Origin of the sequence: Methylovorus sp. MP688 (genome assembly GCF_000183115.1) — a bacterium.
In the GTDB taxonomy this organism is placed as follows: domain Bacteria; phylum Pseudomonadota; class Gammaproteobacteria; order Burkholderiales; family Methylophilaceae; genus Methylovorus; species Methylovorus glucosotrophus.
The window spans coordinates 622,033-647,482 of record NC_014733.1 but is presented as its reverse complement, the minus strand read 5'-3'; the positions used below and the strand labels follow the sequence as shown (position 1 = coordinate 647,482).

Here is a 25,450-nt window from a genome sequence, read left to right as displayed (position 1 = left end):
CCTGCTATAATTTTATAAAAATGATGAATGGATTATGAGCGCAATCACAGAACGCTTGCAAGCCGTGCAAGCCCGTATTTGTCAGTCGGCCACGGCCGCTGGACGCGACCCGCAGGAGATTACCCTGCTGGCCGTCAGCAAGGCGCAAAACGCCGATGCCATCCGCGATGTATGGGCCGCTGGTCAGCAACGGTTTGGCGAAAATTATCTGCAGGAAGCCCTGAACAAACAGTCGCTGCTGCAAGACCTGCCGATTGAGTGGCACTTCATCGGGCCCATCCAGAGCAACAAGACCCAGCCTATCGCCCAGCATTTCAGCTGGGTGCATGGTGTGGACCGGCTCAAGATTGCCGAGCGTCTGAACGCGGCCAGGCCAGCGGAGCTGCCTCCGCTGCAGATATGCCTACAAGTGAATGTCAGCCATGAGGAAAGCAAAAGCGGCATTGCGCCAGAGGAGGCATACGCATTGGCGAGTGCCATCACCCAATTGCCACGCCTGCAACTGCGAGGCCTGATGGCGATACCTGCCCCTACGCCCGATATGGAATTGCAACGTGCACAGTTTAGAATGGTGCGCGCCCTGTATGATGCGCTGAGGCAGCAAGGCATCGCGCTGGATACCTTGTCGATAGGCATGTCGGAAGATTTTCCGGTTGCCATAGGCGAAGGCGCCACTATCGTGCGGGTGGGCTCGGCGATTTTCGGCCCACGTCCGGCAAAGGCAGAGACGGCATGACCCGCGGCAGCGCATGTCAGGACAACAGCAGTACGCAGTGCAACGCAAAACAACTTTAAATACTGAACGATAAACCATGACAAAAATCAGTTTCATCGGCGGCGGCAATATGGCGCGCGCCCTTATCGGCGGCCTGCAGAGCAATGGCTACGCCATGGATGCCATCAGCGTCATCGAGCCGGATGCCGACAAGCGCCAGCAACTGCACGCAGAATATGGTGTGCATGTGACCGAGCAACTGCCCAGCGTGAGCAGTGCCGATGTCATTGTGCTGGCCGTGAAGCCGCAGCAACTGCGCGACCTGGCGATCTTCTTGGGCAGCCTGCTGCATGAGCAGCTGGTGATCTCGATTGCCGCCGGCATCCGCAGCCAGGATCTGGCACGCTGGCTCGGCGGTTACCAGGCCATCGTACGCGTCATGCCCAATACACCGGCGCAGATACAGGCCGGGATTTCTGCCTTGTACGCCTTGCCTGCCGTCAGCGCCGCACAAAAAGACATTGCCGACACCATCATGCAGGCCGCGGGCAAAACCGTGTGGCTGGATGCCGAGCAGAAAATGGATGCGGTCACCGCCATCTCCGGCAGTGGTCCCGCGTATGTGTTTTATTTCATAGAGGCCATGCAGCAAGCCGCGCTGGAGCTGGGCCTGAGTGCAGAAGACGCCCGTTTGCTCAGCCTGCAGACCTTTGCCGGCGCCACGGCGCTCGCCAGCCAAAGCAGCGAAACGCCCGCCACCCTGCGTGCGCAGGTGACTTCCAAAGGCGGCACCACCGAACGCGCCCTGCTCTCCATGGATACCGCCGGGGTTAAAAACGCCATTATTCAGGCGGCTCACGCTGCTGCCGCCCGCTCTGCCGAGCTGGGCGACCAATTAGGTAAGGAATGACATGATCGCCAACGCTTTGCAATTTCTGCTGGAAACCATACTCGGCATGTTTACCCTGGCCGCGCTACTGCGCTTTTACCTGCAGCTGACTGGCGCGCCTTTCAAAAACCCGGCATCGCAATTCGTCGTGGCCATTACCAATTTTGCGGTCAAGCCGCTGCGCCGGGTGATTCCTGGCTGGGGCGGACTGGATATCTCCACGCTGATCGTAGCTTTTGTCGCCCAGCTGATATTGAAGCTCGCTTCATTATGGTTGAGTGACTTTCCGCTGATGGTCGCGGGTGGTGGCGTATGGATTGCGCTGGTGGGCCTCGCCGTGGTTGGGCTGATCAAGCTCAGCATTTATATCTTCCTGTATGCCGTTATCCTGCAGGCTATCCTGAGCTGGGTGAATCCCTACACGGTGATTACCCCGGTGCTGGATGCGCTGACCCGTCCCATATTGGCCCCGCTGCGTAATCGGGTACCACTGGTAGGTGGCTTTGATCTGACGCCGATTCTGGTCTTCATCATCGCGCAATTGCTGTTGATGCTGATCGTGGCACCACTGGAGCTGCAATTCCTCAAGCTGTTCTAAGCTACAGTCTCTTCGCAGAGACCCAATAAAAAACGGCGCGATCAAATGGTCGCGCCGTTTTTTTATTCCCTGGCTATCTACCTTAACTGCAAGCAGCCTTACATCAGGATGATGTCGAAGTTTTCCTGCGGATATTGGGTTTCGGCCTGCAGCGATACCGGCTTGCCAATAAAGTCCGACAGGTTGGCCAGACTCTGCGACTCTTCATCCAGCAATAGATCAATGACCTTGGGCGAGGCCAGCACGCGCAACTCACGCGCCGTGAATTGGCGGGCATGCCGCAATAGCTCGCGCAGGATTTCATAGCAGATGGTTTGCGCGGTTTTGATCTCGCCGCGGCCCTGACAGGCCGGGCAAGGCTCACACAGAATATGCGCCAGGCTCTCGCGCGTGCGCTTGCGCGTCATTTCCACCAGGCCCAGTGCCGAGAACCCGCTGATACCGGTACGGGCGCGGTCTTTGGCCAGTGCGCGTTTCAGTTCATCCAGCACCGCCACGCGATGTTCATCCTCATCCATGTCGATGAAGTCGATGATGATGATGCCGCCCAGATTGCGCAGGCGAAGCTGCCGGGCAATGCATTGCGACGCCTCAAGATTGGTTTTGAAGATGGTATCGGCCAGGCTGCGCCCATTGACGAAACCGCCGGTGTTCACGTCCACCGTGGTCAGTGCTTCGGTCTGATCAAAAATGAGATAGCCGCCAGATTTCATCTCCACCTTGCGCGACATGGCACGCTCGATTTCCTGCTCCACGTGGTACATGTCAAACAGCGGGCGCTCGCCCTGGTAATGTTCCAGCTTTTTCACCGCACCTATCGCGTAGTGCTGACCAAACTCCAATAGTTTCTGGTAAGTCTCGCGCGAGTCCACCAGCACGCGGTCGGTGTCTTCGTTCACCACATCGCGCAACACGCGCATGGGCAGGCTGAGATCCTGAAACACCAGCGAACGGTCTGCCGCGCCATGGCTGGCCGCCTGGATATTGCTCCAGACCTTGTTGAGATAATCCACATCCGCCAGTAACTCATCATCGGTGGCGGTCTCGGACATGGTGCGTATGATGTAGCCGCCCTGCCGGTTTTCCGGCAACAGCTTCAGCAACCGCTCTTTCAGAAATTCGCGCTCGGCTTCGTCTTCAATCCGCTGCGACACGCCGATATGCTGCTGCTGGGGCAGATACACCAGAAAGCGCCCGGCAATGCTGATCTGAGTGGTAAGGCGCGCGCCTTTGGTCCCTATCGGCTCCTTAATGACCTGCACCATGATGGGCTGGCCTTCGTGCAGCACTTCCTGGATGGTTTTTTCCTTGTCCTTGTCGCTATTGGCGCACTCCAGCACATCTGCCACATGCAGAAATGCCGCGCGCTGCAGGCCGATCTCGACAAACGCAGACTGCATGCCCGGCAACACCCGGCAGACGCGGCCCCGGTAGATATTGCCCACCAGACCCAGCGAGGTATTGCGCTCGATATGCAGCTCCTGCACGATGCACTGCTCGATAATGGCTACCCGCGTTTCTTGCGGGGTCACGTTGATCAGAATGTCTTCACTCATTTACCAGCTCTCTGCCATGCATGCATGACGTTCACAACACGGAAATTCCTGCCTGTTTCAATAGTTCGGACGTCTCAAATACCGGTAAGCCCATCACCCCGGAATAGCTGCCTTCGATACGGCGAATAAAAGTACTGGCCAAGCCCTGGATGCCATAGGCCCCGGCTTTGTCACGCGGCTCGCCGGTGGCAATGTAAGCCTGAATGGTGGCCTCGTCCAGCGTCGTCATCTCCACACGGGTGGTAGACAAACGGACATGCACGCCAGATGCCGAGGCGACAGCCACACCGGTGTGCACCTCATGCCAGCGGCCGGACATGCGCAACAGCATCGCGCGGGCATCCGCATCGTCTTCCGGCTTGCCAAGTATCAGGCCATCAATCGCCACCGTGGTATCCGCGGCGAGCAGGGGCAGGGCTTCACCACCCTGCGCCTGCCATGCGGCAAGGCCGGTTTCCGCTTTGGCTTGCGCCAGGCGCAGCACATAATCGTGGGGGGCTTCATCGGGCAACGGTGACTCATCCACATCGGCCGCCATGAATATCGTCTCCAGGCCCAATTGCTGGAGCAGCTCGGCACGGCGTGGAGAACGCGATGCCAAGTATAGGCGTTTTTTCATCATGATCGCTGCAAAGGCTCCTCTACCGCCTGACGCTTGGCTTCGCCGCACAGCAAGCCCACCAGCGCCAGCGCAAACGACATCGCCGTGCCGGGTCCGCGTGAGGTGACGATGTTGCCATCCCTGACCACGGCATCTTCCATATAGTGATGTGTGCCCGGCAACTGATCCAGCACACCGGGGAAGCTGGTTGCGCGCTTGCCTTCAAGCAATCCGCCCGCATGCAGGGCCATGGGCGCCGCGCAGATGGCGGCAATATAGCGGCCTTCTGCAGCATATTGCGTCAGCAGTGCCTGAATGCGCGCATCGTTTTTCAAATGCTCGGAACCTGGCATGCCGCCGGGCAATACCAGCATGTCGAATGGTTGCTGCAGCACCTCATCCAGCAAGGCATCCGCCAGCAGGCGCGTTCCACGGCTACAGACCACCGGGCCTGGCGTCAAACTGGCCGCCACAACATCCACGCCAGCACGGCGCAGAATGTCCATCACGATGACGGCTTCCATCTCTTCACAGCCATGGGCCAGTGGAATCAATACAGAGGGCATAAAACCTTGTGCGGCAGTTATAATCAAATGGTGACAAATACTAACTGATGTCTACAAAAACCACCAACCGAAGCCTGTCACGGAGAATCTGAAGCTATGAGCGAATGGGCCTACCTGTTCAAAACCGGCATTGCCCTGTTTGCCATCGTCAACCCGGTGGGCAGCGTGCCTATCTTTATCAGCGCCACCGATGGCTGGAGCCCCAAAGATCGCGCACGCACCGCCAAAACAGTTGGGCTGACGGTATTTGTTGTGCTAATGACCTCGGCGTTTCTTGGCAACGGCATTCTGGATTTTTTCAGCATCAGCATTCCCTCGTTTCAGGTCGGTGGCGGCATACTGGTCATGCTGATCGCCATCTCCATGATGCACGGCAAGCAAAGCCACGCCCGGCAGACGCCGGAAGAAGCCCAGGCAGTCGCCGAGCGTGAGGTCATCGCCATCGTGCCGCTCAGCATTCCGCTACTGGCTGGGCCGGGCGCCATCAGTAGCATGATCATCACGGCGCAAAAGCATTCCGGTTTCTGGGGGCATGTGTCATTGATTGTTCCTGTCGCAGCGGTATGCCTGCTGATCTGGCTGACCTTGCGACTGTCTTCGGCGATTGCCCACAAGCTGGGGACACTGGGGATTAACATCGTGACCCGCCTGATGGGCCTGATTCTGGCGGCCATGGCGGTGGAGTTCATTGCGCAGGGCATTAGCGGACTTTTTCCCGGTTTGAATGGCTAAGCCGTAGCAAGCGCGGTAAAATATGCAATTTTTCAAGCAATTGCATGATCTGGAAACCCAACACCACTGTCGCCGCCATCGTTGAGCAGGACGGCAAATTTCTGCTGGTAGAAGAAGACACCGCCGACGGCGTGCGATTCAACCAGCCGGCCGGCCATCTTGAACGTGGCGAATCGCTGCTGGAAGCCGTGATCCGCGAAACCCGCGAAGAATCCGCCTACCGCTTTGAGCCGCAAGCCTTGCTCGGCATTTACCAGTGGCATCATCCGCAAAAAGACATTACCTATATGCGGTATGCCTTTATTGGCGCAGTGTCCGACCATGATCCCGAGCAGCCACTGGATAGCGGCATACGGCGCGCCTTGTGGATGAGCCTGGAGGAAATCCAGGCATGCCGCGCGCTGCATCGCAGCCCGCAGGTGCTGACCTGCATCGAACATTATCTGGCGGGACAACGTTTCCCGCTCAACATCATTACCCATCTGGAACGCGGTGAACCATGAGTAAAAAGCGTGTAGTCGTTGGCCTGTCCGGCGGCGTCGACTCTTCTGTAACGGCCTTGCTATTGAAGGAGCAAGGCTATGACGTCGTGGGTCTTTTCATGAAAAACTGGGAAGACGACGACACCGATGAATACTGCCCGGCCAAGCAGGACCTGATAGACGCCGCGGCGGTCGCCGACAAGATCGGTATTGAGCTGGAAGCGGTTAACTTCAGCAAGGAATACAAAGAACGTGTTTTCCAGAACTTTCTGGAAGAGTATCAGGCGGGCCGCACGCCGAATCCGGACATCTTCTGCAACTCGGAAATCAAGTTCAAGGCCTTTCTGGATCATGCCATGGGCCTGGGCGCCGACCTGATCGCCACCGGCCATTACGCGCAAGTACGCGAGAAAAACGGCTTGTTCCAGCTATTAAAGGCAGAAGATGGCAGCAAAGACCAAAGCTATTTTCTGTATCGCCTGAACCAGCTTCAGCTTAGCAAAACGCTGTTTCCGCTGGGCGGCCTGCTGAAGCGCGAGGTGCGTGAAATCGCCCATCGCGAAGGCTTGGTCACGGCAGGCAAAAAAGACTCCACCGGTATCTGCTTTATCGGCGAGCGTCCCTTCCGCGAGTTCCTGAATCGTTACCTGCCGCGCGAACCCGGCGAAATGCAAACGCCGGAAGGCAAAGTGGTGGGCGAACACGAAGGCCTGATGTATTACACACTGGGTCAGCGTCAGGGCCTGAAGATAGGCGGCTCGCGTGAAAGCAATGGCGAACCATGGTTTGTAGCGGGCAAGGACATGCAGCGCAATGTGCTGATCGTCGTGCAAGGCCATGACCATCCGCTGCTATGCAACGATGGCCTGGTGGCCAGCCAATTGCACTGGATTGCAGGCGAAGCGCCGGAAACACATTGGGTGTATGCAGCCAAGACCCGCTATCGCCAGCCAGATGCGCCTTGCGAAATTGATCGCCTGGAAGAAAGCGAAACCGAAATCCGTTTCGGCCAGCCGCAATGGGCGATCACGCCGGGGCAATCCGCCGTGGTCTATGAAAGTCAGGTGTGTTTGGGTGGTGGCATCATTACCCGCGCAGTTTGACAGGCGGAGTTTGATAGAAAAGTTTGACTGGGCTGCTCGATGGCAGCAGCATTTGAAGCTGGGATGGAAGAAATGACCTTGAAGCCCCAGCATTGAACACCGGCAGGCAGCTGTACTGGACTCTCCAGCACCGCCGCCTGCCATGCCATTATTGGGCGGGTGGCATCGTATCCTTGAACGAGGGGCGTTGCAGCATGGCTGCATAATGCCGGGCCAGGTTGGGGTAGGTGTCCTGCCAGCCAAGATCCGAATAACGAAGATCCAGGTAGCCCAGCACACAGCCCAGTGCAATGTCCGCGAGACTGAAGTTGCCGTTGACACACCATTTGGCCGCGCCCAGTTCATCATTCATGGCCGCAAGGCCGCGCGTGACTTTACCCATCTGTTTTTCCAGCGCAGCCGCATCCTGCTTTTCAGGCGCACGGCGACCTTCCATGATCACCGCCACGGCGGCATCGCACACACCGTCAGCTAGGGCTTCCCAGCGGCGAACCCGTATTTTTTGCCCATGATCCTGCGGGATCAAGTGAGCCACCGGGGTACGGTGGTCCAGAAATTCGACGATCACGCGCGAATCAAAAATGCTCTCCCCATCATCCAGCACCAGAACGGGAATCTTGCCCAAGGGATTATGGTCGGGCACGGGGCAGTCAGGGTCAGAGAGCACCACCTGCACCATCTCGATATCAATCCGTTTTTCGGCAGCGACCACACGAACTTTGCGGGCATAAGGGCTGGTGAGTGAGTAATAGAGCTTCATAAGGATGGAGGATTCGACGAAGATAAGCTTAGTCGGCATTATAATGTAAATCATGACCACCACCCTATCCGTTCCCCTGCTCTCCCCCGAATTACAAAGCGCGATCCAGCGCAATATTGAGGCGGCCATTGCCGAAGACATTGCCAGCGGCGACCTGACAGCCAGTCTGGTACCCGCCGACCAGCATGCGCATGCCACCTTGATCAGCCGCGAGCCCGCGATAATATGCGGCATTCCCTGGGTGGAGGCCTGCTTTGCGCGATTGGCTCCACAAGCCAGGCTGCTGTGGCAGATCAGCGAAGGGGCTGAAGTCACCGCCGGACAAACCTTGTGCATCATCACCGGCAATGCCCGACAAATCCTGACTGCCGAACGCTGCGCGCTGAATTTCCTGCAGACCTTGTCGGCGACCGCCACGGTCACCGCGCGCTACGTGCAAGCGGTGCAGGGCACCAAAGCGCGAATTCTGGATACCCGCAAAACCTTGCCCGGGCTGCGCATGGCACAAAAATATGCCGTCACCGTCGGCGGTGGCGTGAACCAGCGAATGGGGTTGTACGATGGCATTCTGATCAAGGAAAATCATATTGCCGCTGCAGGCAGCATTGCGGCGGTGATGCAAGCCGCCATCCAATTGAGCTCGCATGCCAGCCTGCAGATTGAGGTGGAATCCCTGGCTCAGCTTGAAGAAGCGCTGGCCGCAGGCGCACAATTAATCCTGCTGGATAACTTTGATCTGGCCGGCATGCGCGAGGCAGTGGCATTGACTGCCGGACGTGCCATTTTGGAAGCATCGGGGGGAGTTGAGCTGGAGACCGTGCGCGCCATTGCGGAAACCGGTGTGGACCGCATTTCCATTGGCGGCCTGACCAAACACGTACATGCGATAGACTTATCGCTCCGGTTTCAAGACTGAATATCGAAGAGTGAAGATTCAAGAGTGAATATTCAAAGTCTTGAAACAACAACACTTACAATCGTAAAAACGCTAGACCCGTGAGCGCGTTTGCCACTATCCTGAATGACTGAAATATGACAACAGGGCATACCGAAGGACCCCACATGAGCAAAGTCGCTGCCACAGCCAAACCTCTGCAAGGCCGCCTCACCATTGGCGATGTATTGCGCATGCTGGTGAATGACGGCATGGTGGAAAAAAAGGATGCCGAGCAGTTATATAAAGATCGCAAGCTGGACAAATCCAACCTGCACCCACTGGTCGTCATCGGTGAACAAAAGTGGAAAAGCCTGCTAAGCCCACACAAGCCCTTGTCCGTTGAAAACCTGACCGAGTGGCTGGCAAAACGGGTAGGCCTCGATTACTTTCACATAGACCCGCTCAATCTGGATTTCGGATCGGTGGCGCAGGTCGTCTCCAAAGCCTATGCCGAACGGCTGAAGATCATGCCGGTCAAGGTCGGCGCCAACGAAGCCACCATCGCCACCGCAGAGCCTTTCCTGACCGACTGGATTCCCGATCTTGAGCGCATCATGAATCTCAAGATACGCCTGGTCATCGCCAATCCGCTGGAGATCAACCGCTACCTGCCCGAGGTGTACAACCTCGCCAACTCCATCAATCTCGCCAATACGGCCAAGGCCGGGCAGATCATCGGGGTACAGAACTTCGAGCAACTGGTGGAGCTGGGCAAGAACAAGAATCTCGACGCCAACGAGCAACACATCGTCAACATCGTGGACTGGCTGTTCAAATACGCATTCGAGCAACGCGCCAGCGATATCCATCTGGAACCCCGCCGCAATATCGGCATCATGCGCTTCCGTATTGATGGCGTGCTGCATCAGGTGTACCAGCTGCCTTCCACCATCATGAATGCCATTACCAGCCGCATCAAACTGCTGGGCCGCATGGACATGGTGGAAAAACGCCGTCCGCAGGATGGCCGCATCAAGACACTGACCACCGAAGGCAATGAGGTCGAACTGCGCCTTTCCACCATGCCGACCGCCTTTGGCGAAAAACTGGTGATGCGGGTATTTACCCCGGATGTCATCGTCAAGGACTTCATCGAACTGGGCTTTTCATCTGCGCAAGATGAGCAATGGCGCGCCTGGACCCGCCAACCGAATGGCATCATTCTGGTCACCGGCCCCACCGGCTCTGGCAAAACCACCACGCTGTATTCCACTCTCAAGCAACTGGCCACGCCAGAAGTCAACGTCTGCACGGTGGAAGAGCCTATTGAAATGGTGGAGCCGGCCTTCAACCAGATGCAGGTGCAGCAGAACATTGACCTCAGCTTTGCCGATGGCATACGCACGCTGCTGCGCCAGGATCCAGACATCATCATGGTGGGCGAAATCCGGGATGTGGAAACCGCCGAAATGGCCATCCAGGCGGCGCTTACCGGTCACCTGGTGCTATCGACACTGCATACCAACGATGCGCCATCGGCCATCACCCGCCTGCTGGATCTTGGCGTGCCGTCCTACCTTATTCAGTCCACGGTGCTCGGCATCATGGCGCAACGGCTGGTGCGCACCCTCTGCCCTGCCTGCAAACAGCCCATGACCATAGACAGCGACCAGTGGCATCAATACACCGCACCATGGAAGCTGCCCGCGCCAGCGCATGCGCACGGCATTACCGGCTGCCTGGAATGCCGCATGACCGGCTATCGCGGCCGTAGCGGTATTTATGAAATGCTGACCATCACCCCCGAGATCAAAAAACTCATCACCCCGGATGCCGACCTGGCAAAAATTCGCGCCATGGCTTACAAGCAAGGCATGCAACCATTGCTCATCAATGGCGCCGAAAAAATCGCGGCCGGACTCACCACCATGGAAGAATTGAGCAAGGTAGCGCCACCTCTGGAATAAGCCTCTTTGGCGCAAATTTCATTATCTGTGCCGAATATGTTTGTACATCCGTCAATTTCGCATTTTGATTCTTGACCAAATACATTCAAACAGTTACTGTTCAGGGTTCCCCAATTCTCAGTAAAAACAGCAAGATTTATGGAAGACCCTAGCAATCCGACCACGGGCAATCAATGCACGGGCGCAGAAATCGTTATTCGCTGCTTACAGGAAGAAAACGTTAAATTCGTTTTCGGCTATCCTGGCGGCGCTGTCTTGAACATTTACGACGCGATTTTCAATCAATCCCACTTCAAGCACGTGCTGGTTCGCCATGAGCAGGCTGCCGTGCATGCGGCGGATGCTTACGCACGCGCCACGGGCGAAGTCGGTGTTGCGCTGGTCACCTCCGGTCCTGGTGCGACCAATGCCGTCACTGGCATTGCGACCGCTTACATGGATTCGATCCCACTGGTGGTGCTGAGTGGTCAGGTTCCAGCCCCCTCCATCGGCATGGACGCCTTCCAGGAAGTCGACATGGTCGGCATTACCCGTCCCTGTGTGAAACACAACTTCCTGGTGAAGGACATCAAGGATCTTGCTGCCACCATCAAGAAAGCCTTCTATATTGCAGGCACCGGCCGTCCAGGCCCGGTAGTGGTGGATATTCCCAAGGACATCACGGCCCAGTTCCACGCATTCAGCTATCCTGAAACCGTGGAAATGCGTTCGTACAATCCGATACTCAAGGGTCATTCCGGGCAGATCAAGAAAGCCCTGCGCCTGATGCTGGATGCCAAGCGCCCGATGTTGTACACGGGCGGCGGCATTATTCTGGGCGATGCGTCCGAGCAGCTGGTCAAGCTGGCACGCCGTCTGGGCTTCCCGATCACAAACACGCTGATGGGCCTGGGTGGCTACCCTGCCACCGACCGCCAGTTTGTCGGCATGCTGGGCATGCACGGCACGCTGGAAGCCAATATGGCGATGCAGGACTGTGATGTGCTGATTGCCATCGGCGCGCGTTTTGATGACCGCGTTATTGGCAATCCGGATCACTTCTTCAGCAAGAGCCGCACCATCATTCATATTGATGTCGACCCTTCCTCCATTTCCAAGCGCGTGAAGGTGGATGTGCCTATCGTTGGCCACGTACAGTCCGTACTCGGCGAGATGAATGATCTGCTGGATGGCGAATTCAAAGCGGCTGCCGACAAAAAACCGGAAGAAGCGGCCATTCAGGCATGGTGGACCCAGATTGAAGCCTGGCGCAGCAAGAAGTGTCTGAGCTACGACCGCAACAGCGACATCATCAAGCCACAATACGTGCTGGAAAAACTGTGGGAAGTGACCAAGGGCGATGCCTTCATCACCTCCGACGTAGGCCAGCACCAGATGTGGGCGGCGCAATATTACAAATTCGACAAGCCACGTCGCTGGATCAATTCTGGCGGCCTGGGCACCATGGGTGTGGGCCTGCCTTACGCCATGGGCGTGCAACTGGCTTACCCCGATGCACAAGTTGCCTGTGTGACTGGTGAAGCTTCGATACAGATGTGTATTCAGGAGCTGTCTACCTGCAAGCAGTTCCACCTGCCGGTCAAGGTAATCACCCTGAACAACCGCTATATGGGCATGGTGCGCCAGTGGCAAGAGTTCTTCTACGGCAACCGTTACTCCGAATCCTACATGGACGCGCTGCCTGACTTCGTCAAGCTGGCGGAAGCTTATGGCCACGTTGGCATGCGCATCGAGAAGCCATCCGATGTCGAGCCAGCATTGAAAGAAGCGTTCGGCCCTAAGCTGAAAGAGCGCATGGTATTCATGGACTTCCTCACCGACCAGAAGGAAAACGTATTCCCGATGGTGCCGAATGGCAAGGGGCTGTCCGAGATGATTCTGGCCGAAGAACTGTAGAGCGAGCTGTTAGATGAAACACATTATTTCCTTACTCATGGAAAACGAAGCGGGCGCCTTGTCCCGTGTGGCCGGCCTGTTCTCGGCGCGTGCCTACAATATTGAATCCCTGACTGTGGCTCCTACCGAAGATCCCACATTGTCACGCATGACCATCGTCACTTCCGGATCCGACGAAGTGATCGAGCAGATCATCAAGCAGCTCAACAAGCTGGTCGATGTGGTCAAGGTACTCGACCTTAACGATGGTCGTTATATCGAACGCGAACTGATGCTGGTCAAGGTAAAGGCCACTGGCCCTTTCCGCGACGAAATGAAACGTATGTGCGATATCTTCCGTGGTCGCATCATTGATGTGGCCGATGGCAGTTACACCATTGAGCTGACTGGCACTGGCAGCAAGCTGGATGCGTTTCTGGAAGCGCTGGACAAGACGGCCATACTGGAAACAGTGCGTACCGGCGCCTCTGGCATCGGACGCGGCGACCGGATTCTCAAGATTTAATCAATGTGAGTTCGGGCAATTGGATGCCCGTTTTCTGGCGCCGCATGGCCCAGACCTGATTTCAAATATCCGGACTCACGCCAAACACTATAAATTTAGGAGTTGAAATGAAAGTTTATTACGATAAAGACGCCGACCTTTCACTGATCAAGAATCTGAAAGTCACCATCGTCGGTTATGGCTCTCAAGGCCACGCCCACGCACAAAACCTGAAAGACTCCGGTGTTAATGTAACCGTGGCTCTGCGCAAGGATGGCAGCTCCTGGAACAAGGCTGTGAATGCCGGTCACCAGGTTGCTGAAATCGCCGATGCTGTGAAGCAGGCCGATCTGGTCATGATTCTGCTGCCAGATGAAACCATGCCGCAAATCTACCATGCCGACATCGCAAACAACCTGAAGCAAGGCGCTACCGTCGCATTTGCTCACGGCTTCAACATTCACTACAACCAGATCGTGCCACGCGCCGACCTGGATGTGATCATGATTGCCCCCAAGGGCCCAGGCCACACCGTGCGTTCCGAATACCTGAAGGGCGGCGGCGTACCAACCCTGATCGCTGTCTACCAGGACCAATCCGGCAAGGCCAAGGATGTTGCACTGTCCTACGCTTGCGCCAACGGCGGCACCAAGGGTGGCGTGATCGAAACCAACTTCCGCGAAGAAACCGAAACCGATCTGTTCGGCGAACAGGCTGTGCTGTGTGGCGGCGCGGTTGAGCTGGTAAAGGCTGGCTTTGAAACCCTGACCGAAGCTGGTTACGCGCCTGAAATGGCCTACTTCGAGTGCCTGCACGAGCTGAAGCTAATTGTGGACCTGATGTACGAAGGCGGCATTGCCAACATGAACTACTCGATCTCCAACAACGCTGAGTACGGTGAATATGTGACCGGCCCACGCGTGATTGCTGATCAGGCACGTGCTGCCATGAAGGAATGCCTGAAGAACATCCAGACTGGCGAATACGCCAAGCAGTTCATCGCCGAAGGCCGCACCAACTACCCATCCATGACCGCACGTCGTCGCCTGAACGCTGCTCACCCGATTGAGCAAGTTGGTGGCCAACTGCGCGCCATGATGCCTTGGATCACCAAGAACAAGCTGGTTGACCAAAGCAAGAACTAAGCAACATCTCCGTCATGCGTAAATTCAACGCATGACACCATGAAAAAGGCGATGCTCATGCATCGCCTTTTTTATTGCCTCCACACCGCCATCCTTGGGACTTGCCGCCGCTATCATTATAATAGTCCGCTCATTGCCCATCCGGAATCTTGTGTGTTGAACAGTCTCGCCGTCTCCCTGCAATATCTCTTGCCCAAACAGGCCATCACCGTTTTCGCTGGATGGGTCGCCAATGCCCGCATGGGCTGGGTAACAACAGCGATCATTCGCTGGTTCGTCGCTCGTTACTCAGTGAATATGCAAGAGGCCGTTGAGCCCGATATCAAGCGCTACGCCAGTTTTAACGAATTCTTCACCCGTCCCCTGCGTCCAGATGCCCGCCCCGTCGCTGAGGCCACCTGGCTATGCCCGGTTGATGGTGCTATCAGCCAGATCGGCCCCATTGTTGGCGACCAGATTTTTCAGGCCAAAGGCCATCACTACTCCACCACAGCATTGCTGGCGGGCAATCAGGCACTGGCAGATGAATTTCAGGATGGCCACTTTGCCACCCTCTACCTCAGCCCCAGAGACTATCACCGCATCCACATGCCCTGCGATGGGCATCTGCTGCGCATGACCTACGTCCCCGGCGATCTGTTTTCGGTCAACCCGGTGACTGCGCAAGGCGTGCCTGGCCTGTTTGCGCGCAACGAGCGCGTGGTGTGCGAGTTTGACTCGGCGCATGGCAAGTTTGTGCTGGTATTGGTAGGCGCCACCATCGTCGGCAGCATGGCCACAACCTGGCATGGCGTGGTCAATCCGCCACGTCCGGGCAATATTTCGGTATGGGAATATGCAGAGCACCAGATTCACCTCAAGCAGAATGAGGAAATGGGTCGGTTTTTATTGGGCTCAACGGTGGTGCTGCTTTTTCCAAAACAGCCCTTGCAGTTTAATCCGGTATGGCAGGAAGGCCGCCCGATCCGGCTGGGCGAAGCCATGGCAAACAGGGGCTAGCACGCACCAGCCCCACGCAAGCCTTGCTCAGGAGGCAATAATCGAACTGCTGTGACTGCGCGGTTTTTTGCGCGTATCCCCGCTGAGGTGAGCCGCAAGCTCATTCAGGGCAAGACGATACACCTCGCGCTTGAACTCAATCACACTCTCCATGGGCACCCAATACTCGCTCCAGCGCCAGGCATCAAACTCAGGATGCGTGCTGGCACGCAGCGACACATCCGAATCGCGACCTACCATACGCAGCAGGAACCATATCTGCTTCTGGCCGCGATAACTGCCGCGCCACTCACGCTTGATCCAGTTGGTGGGGACTTCATACCGCAACCAGTCGCGGGTGCGGCCAAGAATTTTGACGTGCTCCGGGCGCAAGCCAACCTCTTCCATAAGCTCACGGTACATGGCTTGCTCGGGCGTTTCGCCGTGCTTGATGCCACCCTGCGGAAACTGCCAGGAGTGTTCGCGAATACGCTTGCCCCAAAAAACCTCATTGCGGGCATTGCATAATATGATGCCGACATTCGGGCGATATCCATCGCGATCTATCATGACGTACTACCTTAATAATTTAGTGTAATTTTTTCACACTTCAGCCCCGATTGAAAGCCGCATGCCAACTTGCCTCACCGGAAGCCAGAGGATCACGCCTGCAGGCCGTGCAAATTCGGGAATATCACCTGCCAAGCGCGCCTTGACGCTGTTTGCAAGCCCCCCGTATACTGCGTAGTCAACCATATCGGCTTTTCAAGCGTTTGATTCACATCACAACCATTCCGCAGATCCGCTTTCCATTGAAACCGTTGCTTATCCTCCTTGCTGCATTCTCCGCCTGTATCGCATGGTCATGCCAGGCTGGCGGCTTTGCCTACATCAGCAATCAGGGGAATAACACGGTATCGGTGATTGATCTTGCGTCAAATCAGGTCATTGCCAGCATAGAAGTTGGCAAGGCGCCTGTCGGAGTCGCGACTTCTGCAGCCCTGGGCCGCACCTATATCAGCAATGTCGACGGCCAATCCATCAGCGTGATTGACTCTCAGCATTACAAAGTATTGCAAGAGTTGCCATTGCATGGCTCGCCGGTCGGCATTGCCCTCTCGCCAGACAGCAAAACCCTGTTTGTCGCCGACTGGTTTGAAGACAAGATACTGGCGCTGGATACCGCCGATCTTACACAACAGCGCACAGTCAATATCGGCAAGGCGCCAGCAGGCATTATCGTCAGCCCGGATGGCAAGCAGCTTTATGTTGCCAATCGCGATAGCAACGATGTCGCTATCATTGATACCACCAGCATGCAGATCGTCAAGCGCATTGCCGTGGGTGAACACCCATTTGGCCTGGGCCTGAGCCGGGATGGCAAGCAGCTTTACGCCGTTAATGTTTATAGCAACAGCGTTTCCATGATTGATACGCAAACACACCAGGTCAACACCATCAAGGTGGGGGAACATCCCTATTGCGTCACGGTCAGCACAGATGGCAGCCGCATCTACGTCACCAATACGCAAAGCGACAATGTCTCAGTCATTGATGTTGCCCAGCAAAAAGTCATCAGCATCGTGCCGGTGGGAGGTTACCCCGAAGGCATCAGTTTTGATCATGCGAACCAGCGGGTATATGTTGCCAACTGGTTCGACAACACGGTTTCAGTGATCGACGCCAGCAACAATAAGCTGGTCCAGACCATTGCCACGGACAAGCAAAGCCGGGCATTTGGCCAGTTTATTCAGGAGACGGCGCACTGAGAATGAATCCAGCCCCGGATTCGGATTTAGCACCAAGACTTTTATCAACGGAGAAAAATCGCATGAAAAAACTACTCGCCCTCATTGCCATGGCCGTCATTCCATTGACCGCCGCTGCGCACGGTCCATCCCCACAAAAAGTGGAAAAATCCGTTACCATCAAGGCTGATCCCGCCAAGGTATGGGCGCTGGTGAAAGACTTCGGCAACCTGCAAAAATGGCACCCTGCTGTGGCCAGCACCAAGCTCGAAACCAAAGATGGTGACACCTATCGCCTGCTGACCCTGAAGGGTGGCGGCACCATCTACGAAAAACTGCGCAGCATTGACGACGCCGACATGAAGCTGAAGTACGAAATCGTGGAAGGCGTATTGCCCGTAGCTGATTACAACTCCTTCATTACCGTCAAGGCAGGCCCTGGCGCTGGTGAAAGCACTGTGACCTGGGTAGGCCGCTTCTACCGCGTGTACAAGCTTAACCCACCTATCCCACCAGGTCAGGATGACGAATCCGCCATCAATGCTGTGACCGGTGTCTACGACGCTGGCCTGGCCAACCTGAAGAAAGTAGCTGAAGGCAACTAATTGCCATCAGCAAACGGTGACATTTTTTGTCACTGAAAATCAAAAAAGCGGATGTCACCATCCGCTTTTTTTTTGCCTGCGTTATGCTTGATTCATCTGATAAACGAAGTGATCAACCAACACCCCGTTTATCGACGCAACACCCCTGGCAGACATCTGCTAGAGACTCTCCTAAATTGATTGAAAGGTGATGACATGAAAAACGCACAGCAAGGTTTTACTCTTATCGAACTGATGATCGTGGTCGCGATTATCGGTATTTTGGCAGCGGTGGCGATTCCTTCGTACCAAGATTACACGATCCGCTCAAAAGTAACTGAAGGGTTAGGTTTGGCAGATGCTGCAAAAGTTGCTGTAGCCGAAACTAATGCTTCATCAGGCAGTTTCCCTGCAACAAATGCTGCCGCGGGCCTTCCTGAAAGTACCGACATTAGAGGTAATGCTGTAACCAGTGTTGCCGTAGGCGCAAGCGGTGTAATTACGATAACTTACAACAACACTCTCGGTGGCTCACCAACTGCTAACGGTATGACCCTCAGCCTTACGCCAACACTTAATGCGGGGTCAATTACATGGGCATGTGCGGTTAGCGCAGCCGACCTCAACAAATATGTACCAGCAAATTGTAGAGTTTAAATTTTTTAGCTAGCGAAAGGAGCCTGAATTAAGGCTCCTTTTTTATTTTCTAAAACTCAAACAAAGTCATACCGGTTAGTATCATCACCTTAGGAAGCCCATTCCTGCTTTCTATTAATTGTTTCGATATTGCGTTAAATGAATCTGCTTTAATATGGGTAATGTAAGTTAAAACTTGTTGTTTTAACTTCATCAACTCATCGATTAATAATATGGGAGATAGATGTTTCGACGCTTGAGCAAGAGCGAGATTCTCATTGCCAAACGCCGTTTCAATCAGCAGGTATTTCAGGTTTTCAATCTGATTGACCTGCTCCCACAAGGCATCGCATGTGGTCGTGTCACCGGTGAAGACCATGCTGTTCGCCCCGCTATCCAGCCAGTAGCCGACCGCAGGAACCGTGTGATTGGCGGGTAAGGGGGTAATGCTGCGCCCGCTTAAGCTTACGGCTTTACCTTGCGCGACCTCGGCGTAGCGCAGCAAGGGGCTTGTTTCACTGGGGACGGCGCTGAAATCAGGCCAGATGATCCAGTTGAAGATGTGGGTTTTAAGCGCATGCAAGGTCTCGGGGAGCGCATAAATAGTCACTGGCGCTTCGCGCAGACCAGCCACCGTATCGAGCATCAGAGGCAAACAGGCAATATGATCCAGATGCGAATGGGTGAGGAAGACATGATCTATTCTCGCCATCTGCTCAATACTGAGATCGCCCACCCCGGTGCCTGCGTCGATCAGGATATCGTCGTCCACCAGCAATGAGGTCGTGCGCAGATTGCCGCCTATGCCGCCGCTACATCCCAATACTTTCACTTGCATGGCGCTCGCTCCATATAGCCCCGCTTCCGTCTTTTGTTATGATAGATGCTTGCCCGCTGCCGGACAGACTGGCATGGCACGATGTTAGCGCGTATTCCCCGCCCAGCCTAGCAGCCCGGCCAACAACATTATCTGGATAATCCACACATGCTCGAAAAAATCACCCTGGAACCTCAAGCGCTGGCGACCGCCAGCATTATCTGGCTGCATGGACTGGGCGCCGATGGGCATGATTTCGTGCCGATTGCCGAGGAACTGGGCTTGCTGCAAGTGCGGTATATTTTTCCGCATGCGCCAGTGCGGCCTATCAGCCTCAACAATGGCTACCCCATGCGCGGCTGGTACGATATTTTTGGGCTGGGGCTGGATAGCCAGCAGGATGAAGCGGGCATACGCGCCATGCAGGCCGAGATCGAAACACTTGTTGAGGATGAAATCGCGCGTGGCATTGCCGCTGAGCGCATTGTGTTGGCGGGCTTTTCGCAGGGGGGCGCCATGGCGCTGCAAACAGCATTGCGCTGCCCACATCGATTGGCTGGGGTCCTTGCCCTCTCGACTTACTTACCGATCAAACAGGCACTGGCTACTGAGAAACATGCCGCAAATCAGGCAACGCCCATTTTCATGGCCCATGGCGCTGACGATAGCGTAATTCTGCCCTCCACTGCGGCCACGTCGCGCGATGTATTGCGAGACAATGGCTATGCGCTGGAATGGCATACCTACGACATGCCGCATAGCGTATGTGCCGAAGAAATTGACGACATCCGCCAGTTTTTGCAGCGCGTGCTGCGTTAAGGCTCATCGCTTTCCGGCCCACGGCATACTCATCAACAACCTCGAGCATGCCCGGGCGCAGCGCGTTTAATCGCGCACCATGACGGCTATGCGCACCCAGTCGGCCTGCTGTTCCAGCACATCGCCCAGCGTGGCCCGATAATCGGAATGCTCCAGATGCATTACCAGTTCTCCAACATAGGCTTGCGGCTGCAGAGGCAGCAGCAAGCTCGGCGGCCAGTTTCTGTCGTCATCGCGCCCCAGATAAAGACCAGGAATGGGCTCTTCGTCGGCAGGTGGGTCTTCCGTCGTCAGCTGCACATAGGCTGGCGTATAGGAAATCACTTCCAGGCCGACATATAGCTCGCGCCCCGGCCGCTGCTGGAGGCTACGCACCACGGCCAGCACTTCCATATCCGGATTCAACGCAAACTGGAGGGATAGCAAGGCGCCGGGCTTGACCCACAGATTCAGGTCCGCATTCACGACCGCGCCCAGGCCAAATACGCTCTCGTTCTGCACCTCCCACGAATTAGGCAGGGGCTGCACATCATCCGGATGAAGAAAAGTCGGGCGGTAGGCTTCGTTTCGGATTTGCTGACATACGGCAAACAGGCCATTGACCGCTTGCGCCAGCTTGGAGACGGCGGCACGCTCGACGCGTCGACGTTGCTCACGCAGATCAGACCAGGCCATGATAAGCAGATCAATGATCTGGGCGCTTCGGACTGTCGTGGCGTCTGGCAATATCGGCAGGCTAATGGCGCCAGCAGAGAGCTGCTCGCGCATCTGCTCCAGATCGCGCAGGATCATCTCAATCACCCAGCAGCGAAAGTTTTCAGTGGGCGTAAAGTTGCGCAGACGACGGGCACCGACATCTTGCCCCAGGTCGACAAACATGGCATGCGGGCGGTCATCGCAATGTGACGTCACTGCGACTTGCACGCTCCACTGCGCTACCCAGCGGTCCAGCGCTTCGATTTCGGCTTTCTGCATGCTACTGAGATTGATGCTGTCCAGCATCAGAATATGCACATAGCCCGACTGGAAAGCGGGGATATCCAGCCGCAAGCGTTCGGCCAGCAGATAATCCGCATGCAGTTCCAGCCAGTACCGCTCGGGAATAGGCTGATAACGCAGGTAACACCATTTGGCGATCAAGGCCATGACCTGCAGCTTTTCCAGCAGCAACTGCATGAGCTGCTGCTTGCTCTGGCGGGCCATCAAGGCTTTGATATGGTTGGTGCATGCCACGCGTGACTGTTGCAGATGCTCGCCGACGGTACGCACAATGCGGTTTTCCAGGACGACATCGAGCTTGGGCGTGGTGGCAAAGTAGCGAGTCAGTGACAGCAAATCCGGCCGGCACGATTGCTGCAGATAGATCACCGCTTCAAGATCACCAAGCGGCATGGCTTTGGACAAAGCCTGGTTGGCTGACTCCAGGCGAACCAGCCAGCCTTCGTCCAGCGAGGTAGCATTCTTCATCATCGTTATATGCAGCCTGCGCTGCTCCCTGTTGTATTGTTATTCCCGACCCTGCATTTAGCCCTGACAAAGATATAGCGTAAACTATATAATTCAGGCTAGAAATGCATACTCGTTATCGCCTCGCGGCCTTCATTTTACAGACGCACGCCCCAGAATAATCAATGTCATGAGCAAAAAAATTGCCGATGCGCCACTCACTTACGAAAGTGCTGTGAGCGAACTCGAAGCACTGGTTCAGCAGATGGAGACCAACCAGCTACCGCTGGAGCTCTCGCTGGCCGCCTACAAACGCGGGGCCGAGTTATTGAAATTCTGCCAGCAGACCTTGGCCGATGTCGATCAACAAGTGCAGATATTGAACGATACCCACCAACTCAAATCTTTTAGCGATCAACAATAATGGATTTCAACGCATGGTCGCTGGATATCCAGACCCGCATGGAGCGGGTGCTGGACGACATATTACCTGCTGCAAATATCATACCATCGCGCCTGCATGGGGCGATGCGCTATGCCGTGCTGGGCGGAGGCAAGCGCGTTCGCGCCCTGCTCGCCCACGCTGCGGGGGAGTTCTGTCAGGCGCCGATTTCGGCGGTGGAACAATCAGCCGCCGCGGTAGAGCTGATACACGCTTATTCGCTGGTGCATGACGACATGCCCTGCATGGACGATGACGACCTACGCCGCGGCAAACCCTCCTGTCATAAACAATACGACGACGCCACCGCATTGCTGGTCGGTGATGCCCTGCAAGCACTGGCGTTCAAGGTGCTGGCGGAGCCGGGGCTGCTTCGTGATGCAGCACGCCAAATGCATATGGTGCATATTCTGGCGGTGGCGAGCGGTTCGCGCGGCATGGCCGGTGGGCAGGCAATTGATCTTGCCAGCGTGGGCCTCGACCTGACGCAGACCGAACTGGAACAGATGCACATCCACAAAACCGGTGCACTGATTCGTGCTGCCGCCCTGCTGGGTGCCGAAAGCGCGGATACGGTTGATGCCGACCGCATTAAAGCCGTCGACCACTATGCTCAGGCGATCGGCCTCGCCTTCCAGGTGGTGGACGACATTCTCGATAGCGAAGCCGACACCACCACGCTCGGCAAAACCGCTGGCAAGGACGCCGACAGCAACAAGCCGACCTATGTCACCATCCTCGGCCTGGAGCGGGCAAAGCAGCTGGCGCAAGAACTTTACGACGAAGCCCTGGCGCCATTGGCTGCTTACGGGGATTCCGCCATACGCCTGCAGCAGCTGGCTAAATTCATTACGCAACGCAGCTTCTGATATGTATCCATTACTCGACACTATCCAATCGCCGGAACAGCTACGATTACTTGATCGCAAGCAGCTTCCCGAGCTGGCCCAGGAACTGCGCACCTTTGTGATTGATAGCGTGGCGCGGACGGGCGGCCATCTTTCATCCAACCTGGGCGTGGTTGAGCTGACCATCGCCCTGCACTATGTATTCAACACCCCGGAAGACCGGCTGGTGTGGGATGTGGGCCACCAGACCTACCCGCACAAGATTCTGACCGGACGCCGCGATGGCATGGCCGATCTGCGCATGCCGAATGGCATCGCCGGTTTTCCGCGTCGCAACGAAAGCCCATACGATACCTTTGGCACGGGGCATTCCAGCACCTCGATCTCCGCCGCACTGGGCATGGCGATTGCCGCCCAGCAGCAGGGTTCAGAGCGCCGCGCGGTTGCCATCATCGGCGACGGTGCCATGACCGCCGGTATGGCCTTTGAGGCGCTCAACAACGCAGGCGCAATGGATGCCAACCTGCTGGTAATCCTCAACGACAATGACATGTCGATTTCGCCGAATGTGGGCGCCCTGCACAACTATCTGGCCAAGCTGCTTTCCGGCCGCTTTTACGCGTCCATGCGCCGCTCCGGCGAGAAGGTGCTGGGCGTGGTGCCACCCATGCTGGAATTTGCCAAGCGTGCGGAAGAGCACGTCAAGGGCATGGTCACGCCAGGCACGCTGTTTGAAGAGTTCGGCTTTAACTATATCGGCCCGATTGACGGCCACGATATTGAAACCCTGATTACCACGCTGAAAAACATCCGCAAGCTCAAGGGCCCGCAATTCCTCCATATCGTCACGCAAAAAGGCCATGGCTATGCGCCTGCCGAGGATAATCCCGGCAAATACCATGGTGTGGGGAAATTTGATCCGAGCAATGGCTGCTCTGTTGCCACCAGCAGCAAAAAAACCTACACCCAGGTATTCAGCGACTGGCTGGTCGACATGGCGGAGCAAGACGAGCGCCTGATCGGCATTACCCCGGCCATGTGCGATGGCTCTGGCCTGAATGCCTTTGCCGAAAAATTCCCCAAGCGCTTTTTTGATGTGGGCATTGCCGAGCAGCATGCCCTCACCTTTGCCGCGGGTATGGCCTGCGATGGCATGAAGCCGGTGGTCGCCATTTACTCGACATTTTTACAGCGCGCCTACGATCAACTTATTCACGATATTGCATTGCAAAACCTGCCTGTCGTGTTTGCGATTGATCGCGCTGGCCTGGTGGGCGCCGATGGCCCGACCCATGCCGGCAGCTTTGATTTGAGCTTTATGCGCTGCATCCCCAACATGCTGATCCTGGCGCCGTCGGATGAAAATGAATGCCGCCAAATGCTGTATACCGCCTATCAGCATGATGGCCCCAGCGCGGTGCGCTACCCTCGTGGTGGCGGCCCTGGTGCCGTCATTAAAAAGGCCATGACAGCCCTGCCCATCGGCAAGGGCGAGGTGCGCCGCCATGGCAAAAACGTTGCCATACTGGCCTTTGGCAGCATGCTGACACCCGCGCTGGCAGCTGGAGAAAAGCTGGATGCCACGGTCGTCAACATGCGATTCGTCAAGCCGCTGGATGTGGCCCTGATTGCCGAGCTGGCCGCCAGCCATAGCCTACTGGTGACGGTGGAAGAAAACACATTGCTCGGTGGCGCAGGCGCGGCGGTGATGGAAGCACTGCAGCAGATCAATCCGCAGGTGGCCACCCTGAGCCTGGGCTTACCGGATACCTTCATTGATCATGGCGTGCATGAAACCATGCTGGCGGAATGCGGTCTCAATGCGGAAGGCATCATTGCCTCAATTGAGAAAAAATTAACCTAGTAGTATACTCAAGTATTACACCGCACTCTCTTTACGATATTGGAACGCCCCATGAACCAGCCAGTTACACCAGCCATTGAAGATGTCCAGAACACGCCGGATACGCGACATCTCGCCATCGACAAGGTGGGGATCAAATCCATACGCCATCCGGTAAAGGTCAAGGACAAAACTGGCGGTGTGCAACATACGGTCGCCATGTTCGACATGTATGTGCATCTGCCGCACAACTTCAAGGGCACCCACATGTCGCGCTTTGTTGAGATTCTCAACATGAACGAGCGCGAGATTTCGGTGGAGTCCTTCGAGACTATCCTGCGTGCCATGGTAGAGCGGCTGGAAGCGGAGTCCGGTTACGTCGAAATGACCTTCCCGTACTTCATCAACAAGGCAGCGCCGATCTCTGGCGTGCAAAGCCTGCTGGATTATGAAGTCACCTTCATTGGTGAAATCAACAAGGGCAAATTTGATATCACGGTCAAAGTCATGGTCCCGGTCACCAGCCTGTGCCCATGCTCGAAGAAAATTTCCAACTACGGCGCGCACAACCAGCGTTCGCATGTGACCATCACCGCCCTGATCAATGATTTCATCTGGGTGGAAGACCTGATCCGCATCGTGGAAACACAAGCTTCCTCCGAGCTGTTTGGTCTGCTGAAGCGTCCAGATGAAAAATACGTCACTGAGCATGCCTATGACAATCCCAAGTTTGTGGAAGACATGGTGCGCGATGTAGCGGCTCAACTGAATGTGGAAAAGCGCATCGTGAAATACGTAGTGGAATCTGAGAATTTCGAGTCCATTCACAACCACTCGGCCTATGCCTTGATCGAGCGGGACAAACGTATCCAGGCTTAACGCTGGCAAGCCTTGCAGCGAGCTGAAAATAAAAAAGCG

27 protein-coding genes are annotated in these 25,450 nt (G+C 55.9%); 20 read left to right on the top strand and 7 right to left on the bottom strand.

Features of this window, described 5'->3' with window-relative positions; translation table 11 throughout:
- Window positions 1-34: 34 nt before the first annotated feature.
- From MPQ_RS03155 to MPQ_RS03145, 3 genes are all read left to right on the top strand, one after another.
- Window positions 35-736, top strand: coding sequence for a YggS family pyridoxal phosphate-dependent enzyme (locus MPQ_RS03155; protein ID WP_013441453.1), 702 nt, complete (start codon window positions 35-37; stop codon window positions 734-736).
- Window positions 737-812: 76 nt separating this feature from the next.
- Complete coding sequence (gene proC, locus MPQ_RS03150; protein ID WP_013441452.1) at window positions 813-1,625, top strand: pyrroline-5-carboxylate reductase; 813 nt, start codon at window positions 813-815, stop codon at window positions 1,623-1,625.
- 1 nt (window position 1,626) lies between these two features.
- A complete protein-coding gene (locus tag MPQ_RS03145; protein ID WP_013441451.1) occupies window positions 1,627-2,202 on the top strand; it encodes a YggT family protein in 576 nt (191 codons plus the stop codon).
- Window positions 2,203-2,300: 98 nt separating this feature from the next.
- On the opposite strand, the gene rng is transcribed toward MPQ_RS03145, so the two are convergent.
- From rng to MPQ_RS03130, 3 genes are read right to left on the bottom strand one after another with little or no spacing between them, the layout of a single operon-like run.
- The gene (rng, locus tag MPQ_RS03140) at window positions 2,301-3,758 is read right to left on the bottom strand and encodes a ribonuclease G (RefSeq protein ID WP_013441450.1); all 1,458 of its coding nucleotides are present in this window, start codon (window positions 3,756-3,758) and stop codon (window positions 2,301-2,303) included.
- 31 nt (window positions 3,759-3,789) lie between these two features.
- Window positions 3,790-4,380, bottom strand: a complete 591-nt coding sequence (locus MPQ_RS03135) for a nucleoside triphosphate pyrophosphatase (protein WP_041361989.1) — start codon at window positions 4,378-4,380, stop codon at window positions 3,790-3,792.
- Window positions 4,377-4,925 (bottom strand): DJ-1 family glyoxalase III, encoded by a 549-nt coding sequence (locus MPQ_RS03130; RefSeq protein ID WP_013441448.1) that lies wholly within the window; start codon window positions 4,923-4,925, stop codon window positions 4,377-4,379. The genes MPQ_RS03135 and MPQ_RS03130 overlap by 4 nt, the downstream gene beginning before the upstream one ends.
- Before the next feature lie 96 nt (window positions 4,926-5,021).
- Here MPQ_RS03130 and MPQ_RS03125 point away from each other — a divergent pair, with 96 nt between their 5' ends.
- From MPQ_RS03125 to mnmA, 3 genes are read left to right on the top strand one after another with little or no spacing between them, the layout of a single operon-like run.
- A complete protein-coding gene (locus tag MPQ_RS03125) occupies window positions 5,022-5,657 on the top strand; it encodes a YchE family NAAT transporter (RefSeq protein WP_013441447.1) in 636 nt (211 codons plus the stop codon).
- Window positions 5,658-5,701: 44 nt separating this feature from the next.
- Window positions 5,702-6,160, top strand: coding sequence for an NUDIX hydrolase (locus MPQ_RS03120; RefSeq protein WP_013441446.1), 459 nt, complete (start codon window positions 5,702-5,704; stop codon window positions 6,158-6,160).
- Window positions 6,157-7,242, top strand: a complete 1,086-nt coding sequence (gene mnmA / locus MPQ_RS03115) for a tRNA 2-thiouridine(34) synthase MnmA (protein ID WP_013441445.1) — start codon at window positions 6,157-6,159, stop codon at window positions 7,240-7,242. The genes MPQ_RS03120 and mnmA overlap by 4 nt, the downstream gene beginning before the upstream one ends.
- Before the next feature lie 148 nt (window positions 7,243-7,390).
- Here the strand turns inward: mnmA and MPQ_RS03110 are convergent, their stop codons facing one another.
- Entirely contained in the window at window positions 7,391-8,002 is a 612-nt protein-coding gene (locus MPQ_RS03110; protein WP_013441443.1) for a glutathione S-transferase family protein, read from the bottom strand.
- Window positions 8,003-8,054: 52 nt separating this feature from the next.
- On the opposite strand from MPQ_RS03110, the gene nadC reads away from it, so the two are divergent.
- The 6 genes from nadC to asd all read left to right on the top strand — a co-directional run bounded on the left by nadC (window position 8,055) and on the right by asd (window position 15,370).
- The gene (gene nadC, locus MPQ_RS03105) at window positions 8,055-8,918 is read left to right on the top strand and encodes a carboxylating nicotinate-nucleotide diphosphorylase (RefSeq protein WP_013441442.1); all 864 of its coding nucleotides are present in this window, start codon (window positions 8,055-8,057) and stop codon (window positions 8,916-8,918) included.
- Window positions 8,919-9,064: 146 nt separating this feature from the next.
- On the top strand, window positions 9,065-10,846 hold the full coding sequence (locus MPQ_RS03100) for a GspE/PulE family protein (protein WP_013441441.1): 1,782 nt from the start codon (window positions 9,065-9,067) through the stop codon (window positions 10,844-10,846).
- Between the two features lie 96 nt (window positions 10,847-10,942).
- On the top strand, window positions 10,943-12,742 hold the full coding sequence (locus MPQ_RS03095; protein WP_255348599.1) for an acetolactate synthase 3 catalytic subunit: 1,800 nt from the start codon (window positions 10,943-10,945) through the stop codon (window positions 12,740-12,742).
- Between the two features lie 13 nt (window positions 12,743-12,755).
- A complete protein-coding gene (gene ilvN / locus MPQ_RS03090; RefSeq protein WP_013441439.1) occupies window positions 12,756-13,247 on the top strand; it encodes an acetolactate synthase small subunit in 492 nt (163 codons plus the stop codon).
- 107 nt (window positions 13,248-13,354) lie between these two features.
- Window positions 13,355-14,371, top strand: coding sequence for a ketol-acid reductoisomerase (gene ilvC / locus MPQ_RS03085; RefSeq protein ID WP_013441438.1), 1,017 nt, complete (start codon window positions 13,355-13,357; stop codon window positions 14,369-14,371).
- A gap of 153 nt (window positions 14,372-14,524) precedes the next feature.
- A complete protein-coding gene (gene asd, locus MPQ_RS03080) occupies window positions 14,525-15,370 on the top strand; it encodes an archaetidylserine decarboxylase (protein WP_013441436.1) in 846 nt (281 codons plus the stop codon).
- Window positions 15,371-15,397: 27 nt separating this feature from the next.
- Here asd and MPQ_RS03075 read toward each other — a convergent pair whose 3' ends face one another.
- Window positions 15,398-15,919, bottom strand: a complete 522-nt coding sequence (locus MPQ_RS03075; protein WP_013441435.1) for an RNA pyrophosphohydrolase — start codon at window positions 15,917-15,919, stop codon at window positions 15,398-15,400.
- A 203-nt stretch (window positions 15,920-16,122) separates the two neighbouring features.
- Between MPQ_RS03075 and MPQ_RS03070 the strand changes: the two genes are divergently transcribed.
- The 3 genes from MPQ_RS03070 to MPQ_RS03060 all read left to right on the top strand — a co-directional run bounded on the left by MPQ_RS03070 (window position 16,123) and on the right by MPQ_RS03060 (window position 18,338).
- Window positions 16,123-17,118, top strand: a complete 996-nt coding sequence (locus MPQ_RS03070) for a beta-propeller fold lactonase family protein (RefSeq protein ID WP_238525337.1) — start codon at window positions 16,123-16,125, stop codon at window positions 17,116-17,118.
- A 62-nt stretch (window positions 17,119-17,180) separates the two neighbouring features.
- Window positions 17,181-17,702 (top strand): SRPBCC family protein, encoded by a 522-nt coding sequence (locus MPQ_RS03065; protein WP_013441433.1) that lies wholly within the window; start codon window positions 17,181-17,183, stop codon window positions 17,700-17,702.
- A 195-nt stretch (window positions 17,703-17,897) separates the two neighbouring features.
- Window positions 17,898-18,338 carry a pilin gene (locus MPQ_RS03060; protein WP_041361986.1) on the top strand — a complete coding sequence of 147 codons (441 nt, stop codon included), beginning with the start codon at window positions 17,898-17,900 and terminating at the stop codon, window positions 18,336-18,338.
- A gap of 49 nt (window positions 18,339-18,387) precedes the next feature.
- Here the strand turns inward: MPQ_RS03060 and MPQ_RS03055 are convergent, their stop codons facing one another.
- Window positions 18,388-19,155 carry a 3',5'-cyclic-nucleotide phosphodiesterase gene (locus MPQ_RS03055; protein WP_013441432.1) on the bottom strand — a complete coding sequence of 256 codons (768 nt, stop codon included), beginning with the start codon at window positions 19,153-19,155 and terminating at the stop codon, window positions 18,388-18,390.
- Between the two features lie 147 nt (window positions 19,156-19,302).
- Here MPQ_RS03055 and MPQ_RS03050 point away from each other — a divergent pair, with 147 nt between their 5' ends.
- Complete coding sequence (locus MPQ_RS03050) at window positions 19,303-19,953, top strand: alpha/beta hydrolase (protein ID WP_013441431.1); 651 nt, start codon at window positions 19,303-19,305, stop codon at window positions 19,951-19,953.
- A gap of 66 nt (window positions 19,954-20,019) precedes the next feature.
- Here MPQ_RS03050 and MPQ_RS03045 read toward each other — a convergent pair whose 3' ends face one another.
- On the bottom strand, window positions 20,020-21,423 hold the full coding sequence (locus tag MPQ_RS03045; protein ID WP_013441430.1) for a hypothetical protein: 1,404 nt from the start codon (window positions 21,421-21,423) through the stop codon (window positions 20,020-20,022).
- 166 nt (window positions 21,424-21,589) lie between these two features.
- Between MPQ_RS03045 and MPQ_RS03040 the strand changes: the two genes are divergently transcribed.
- From MPQ_RS03040 to folE2, 4 genes are read left to right on the top strand one after another with little or no spacing between them, the layout of a single operon-like run.
- A complete protein-coding gene (locus MPQ_RS03040; protein ID WP_013441429.1) occupies window positions 21,590-21,823 on the top strand; it encodes an exodeoxyribonuclease VII small subunit in 234 nt (77 codons plus the stop codon).
- Window positions 21,823-22,710, top strand: a complete 888-nt coding sequence (locus tag MPQ_RS03035) for a polyprenyl synthetase family protein (RefSeq protein ID WP_013441428.1) — start codon at window positions 21,823-21,825, stop codon at window positions 22,708-22,710. Before MPQ_RS03040 ends, MPQ_RS03035 begins: the two co-directional genes overlap by 1 nt.
- A gap of 1 nt (window position 22,711) precedes the next feature.
- On the top strand, window positions 22,712-24,553 hold the full coding sequence (dxs, locus tag MPQ_RS03030) for a 1-deoxy-D-xylulose-5-phosphate synthase (protein ID WP_013441427.1): 1,842 nt from the start codon (window positions 22,712-22,714) through the stop codon (window positions 24,551-24,553).
- 51 nt (window positions 24,554-24,604) lie between these two features.
- Entirely contained in the window at window positions 24,605-25,411 is an 807-nt protein-coding gene (gene folE2 / locus MPQ_RS03025; protein WP_013441426.1) for a GTP cyclohydrolase FolE2, read from the top strand.
- Window positions 25,412-25,450: the final 39 nt, after the last annotated feature.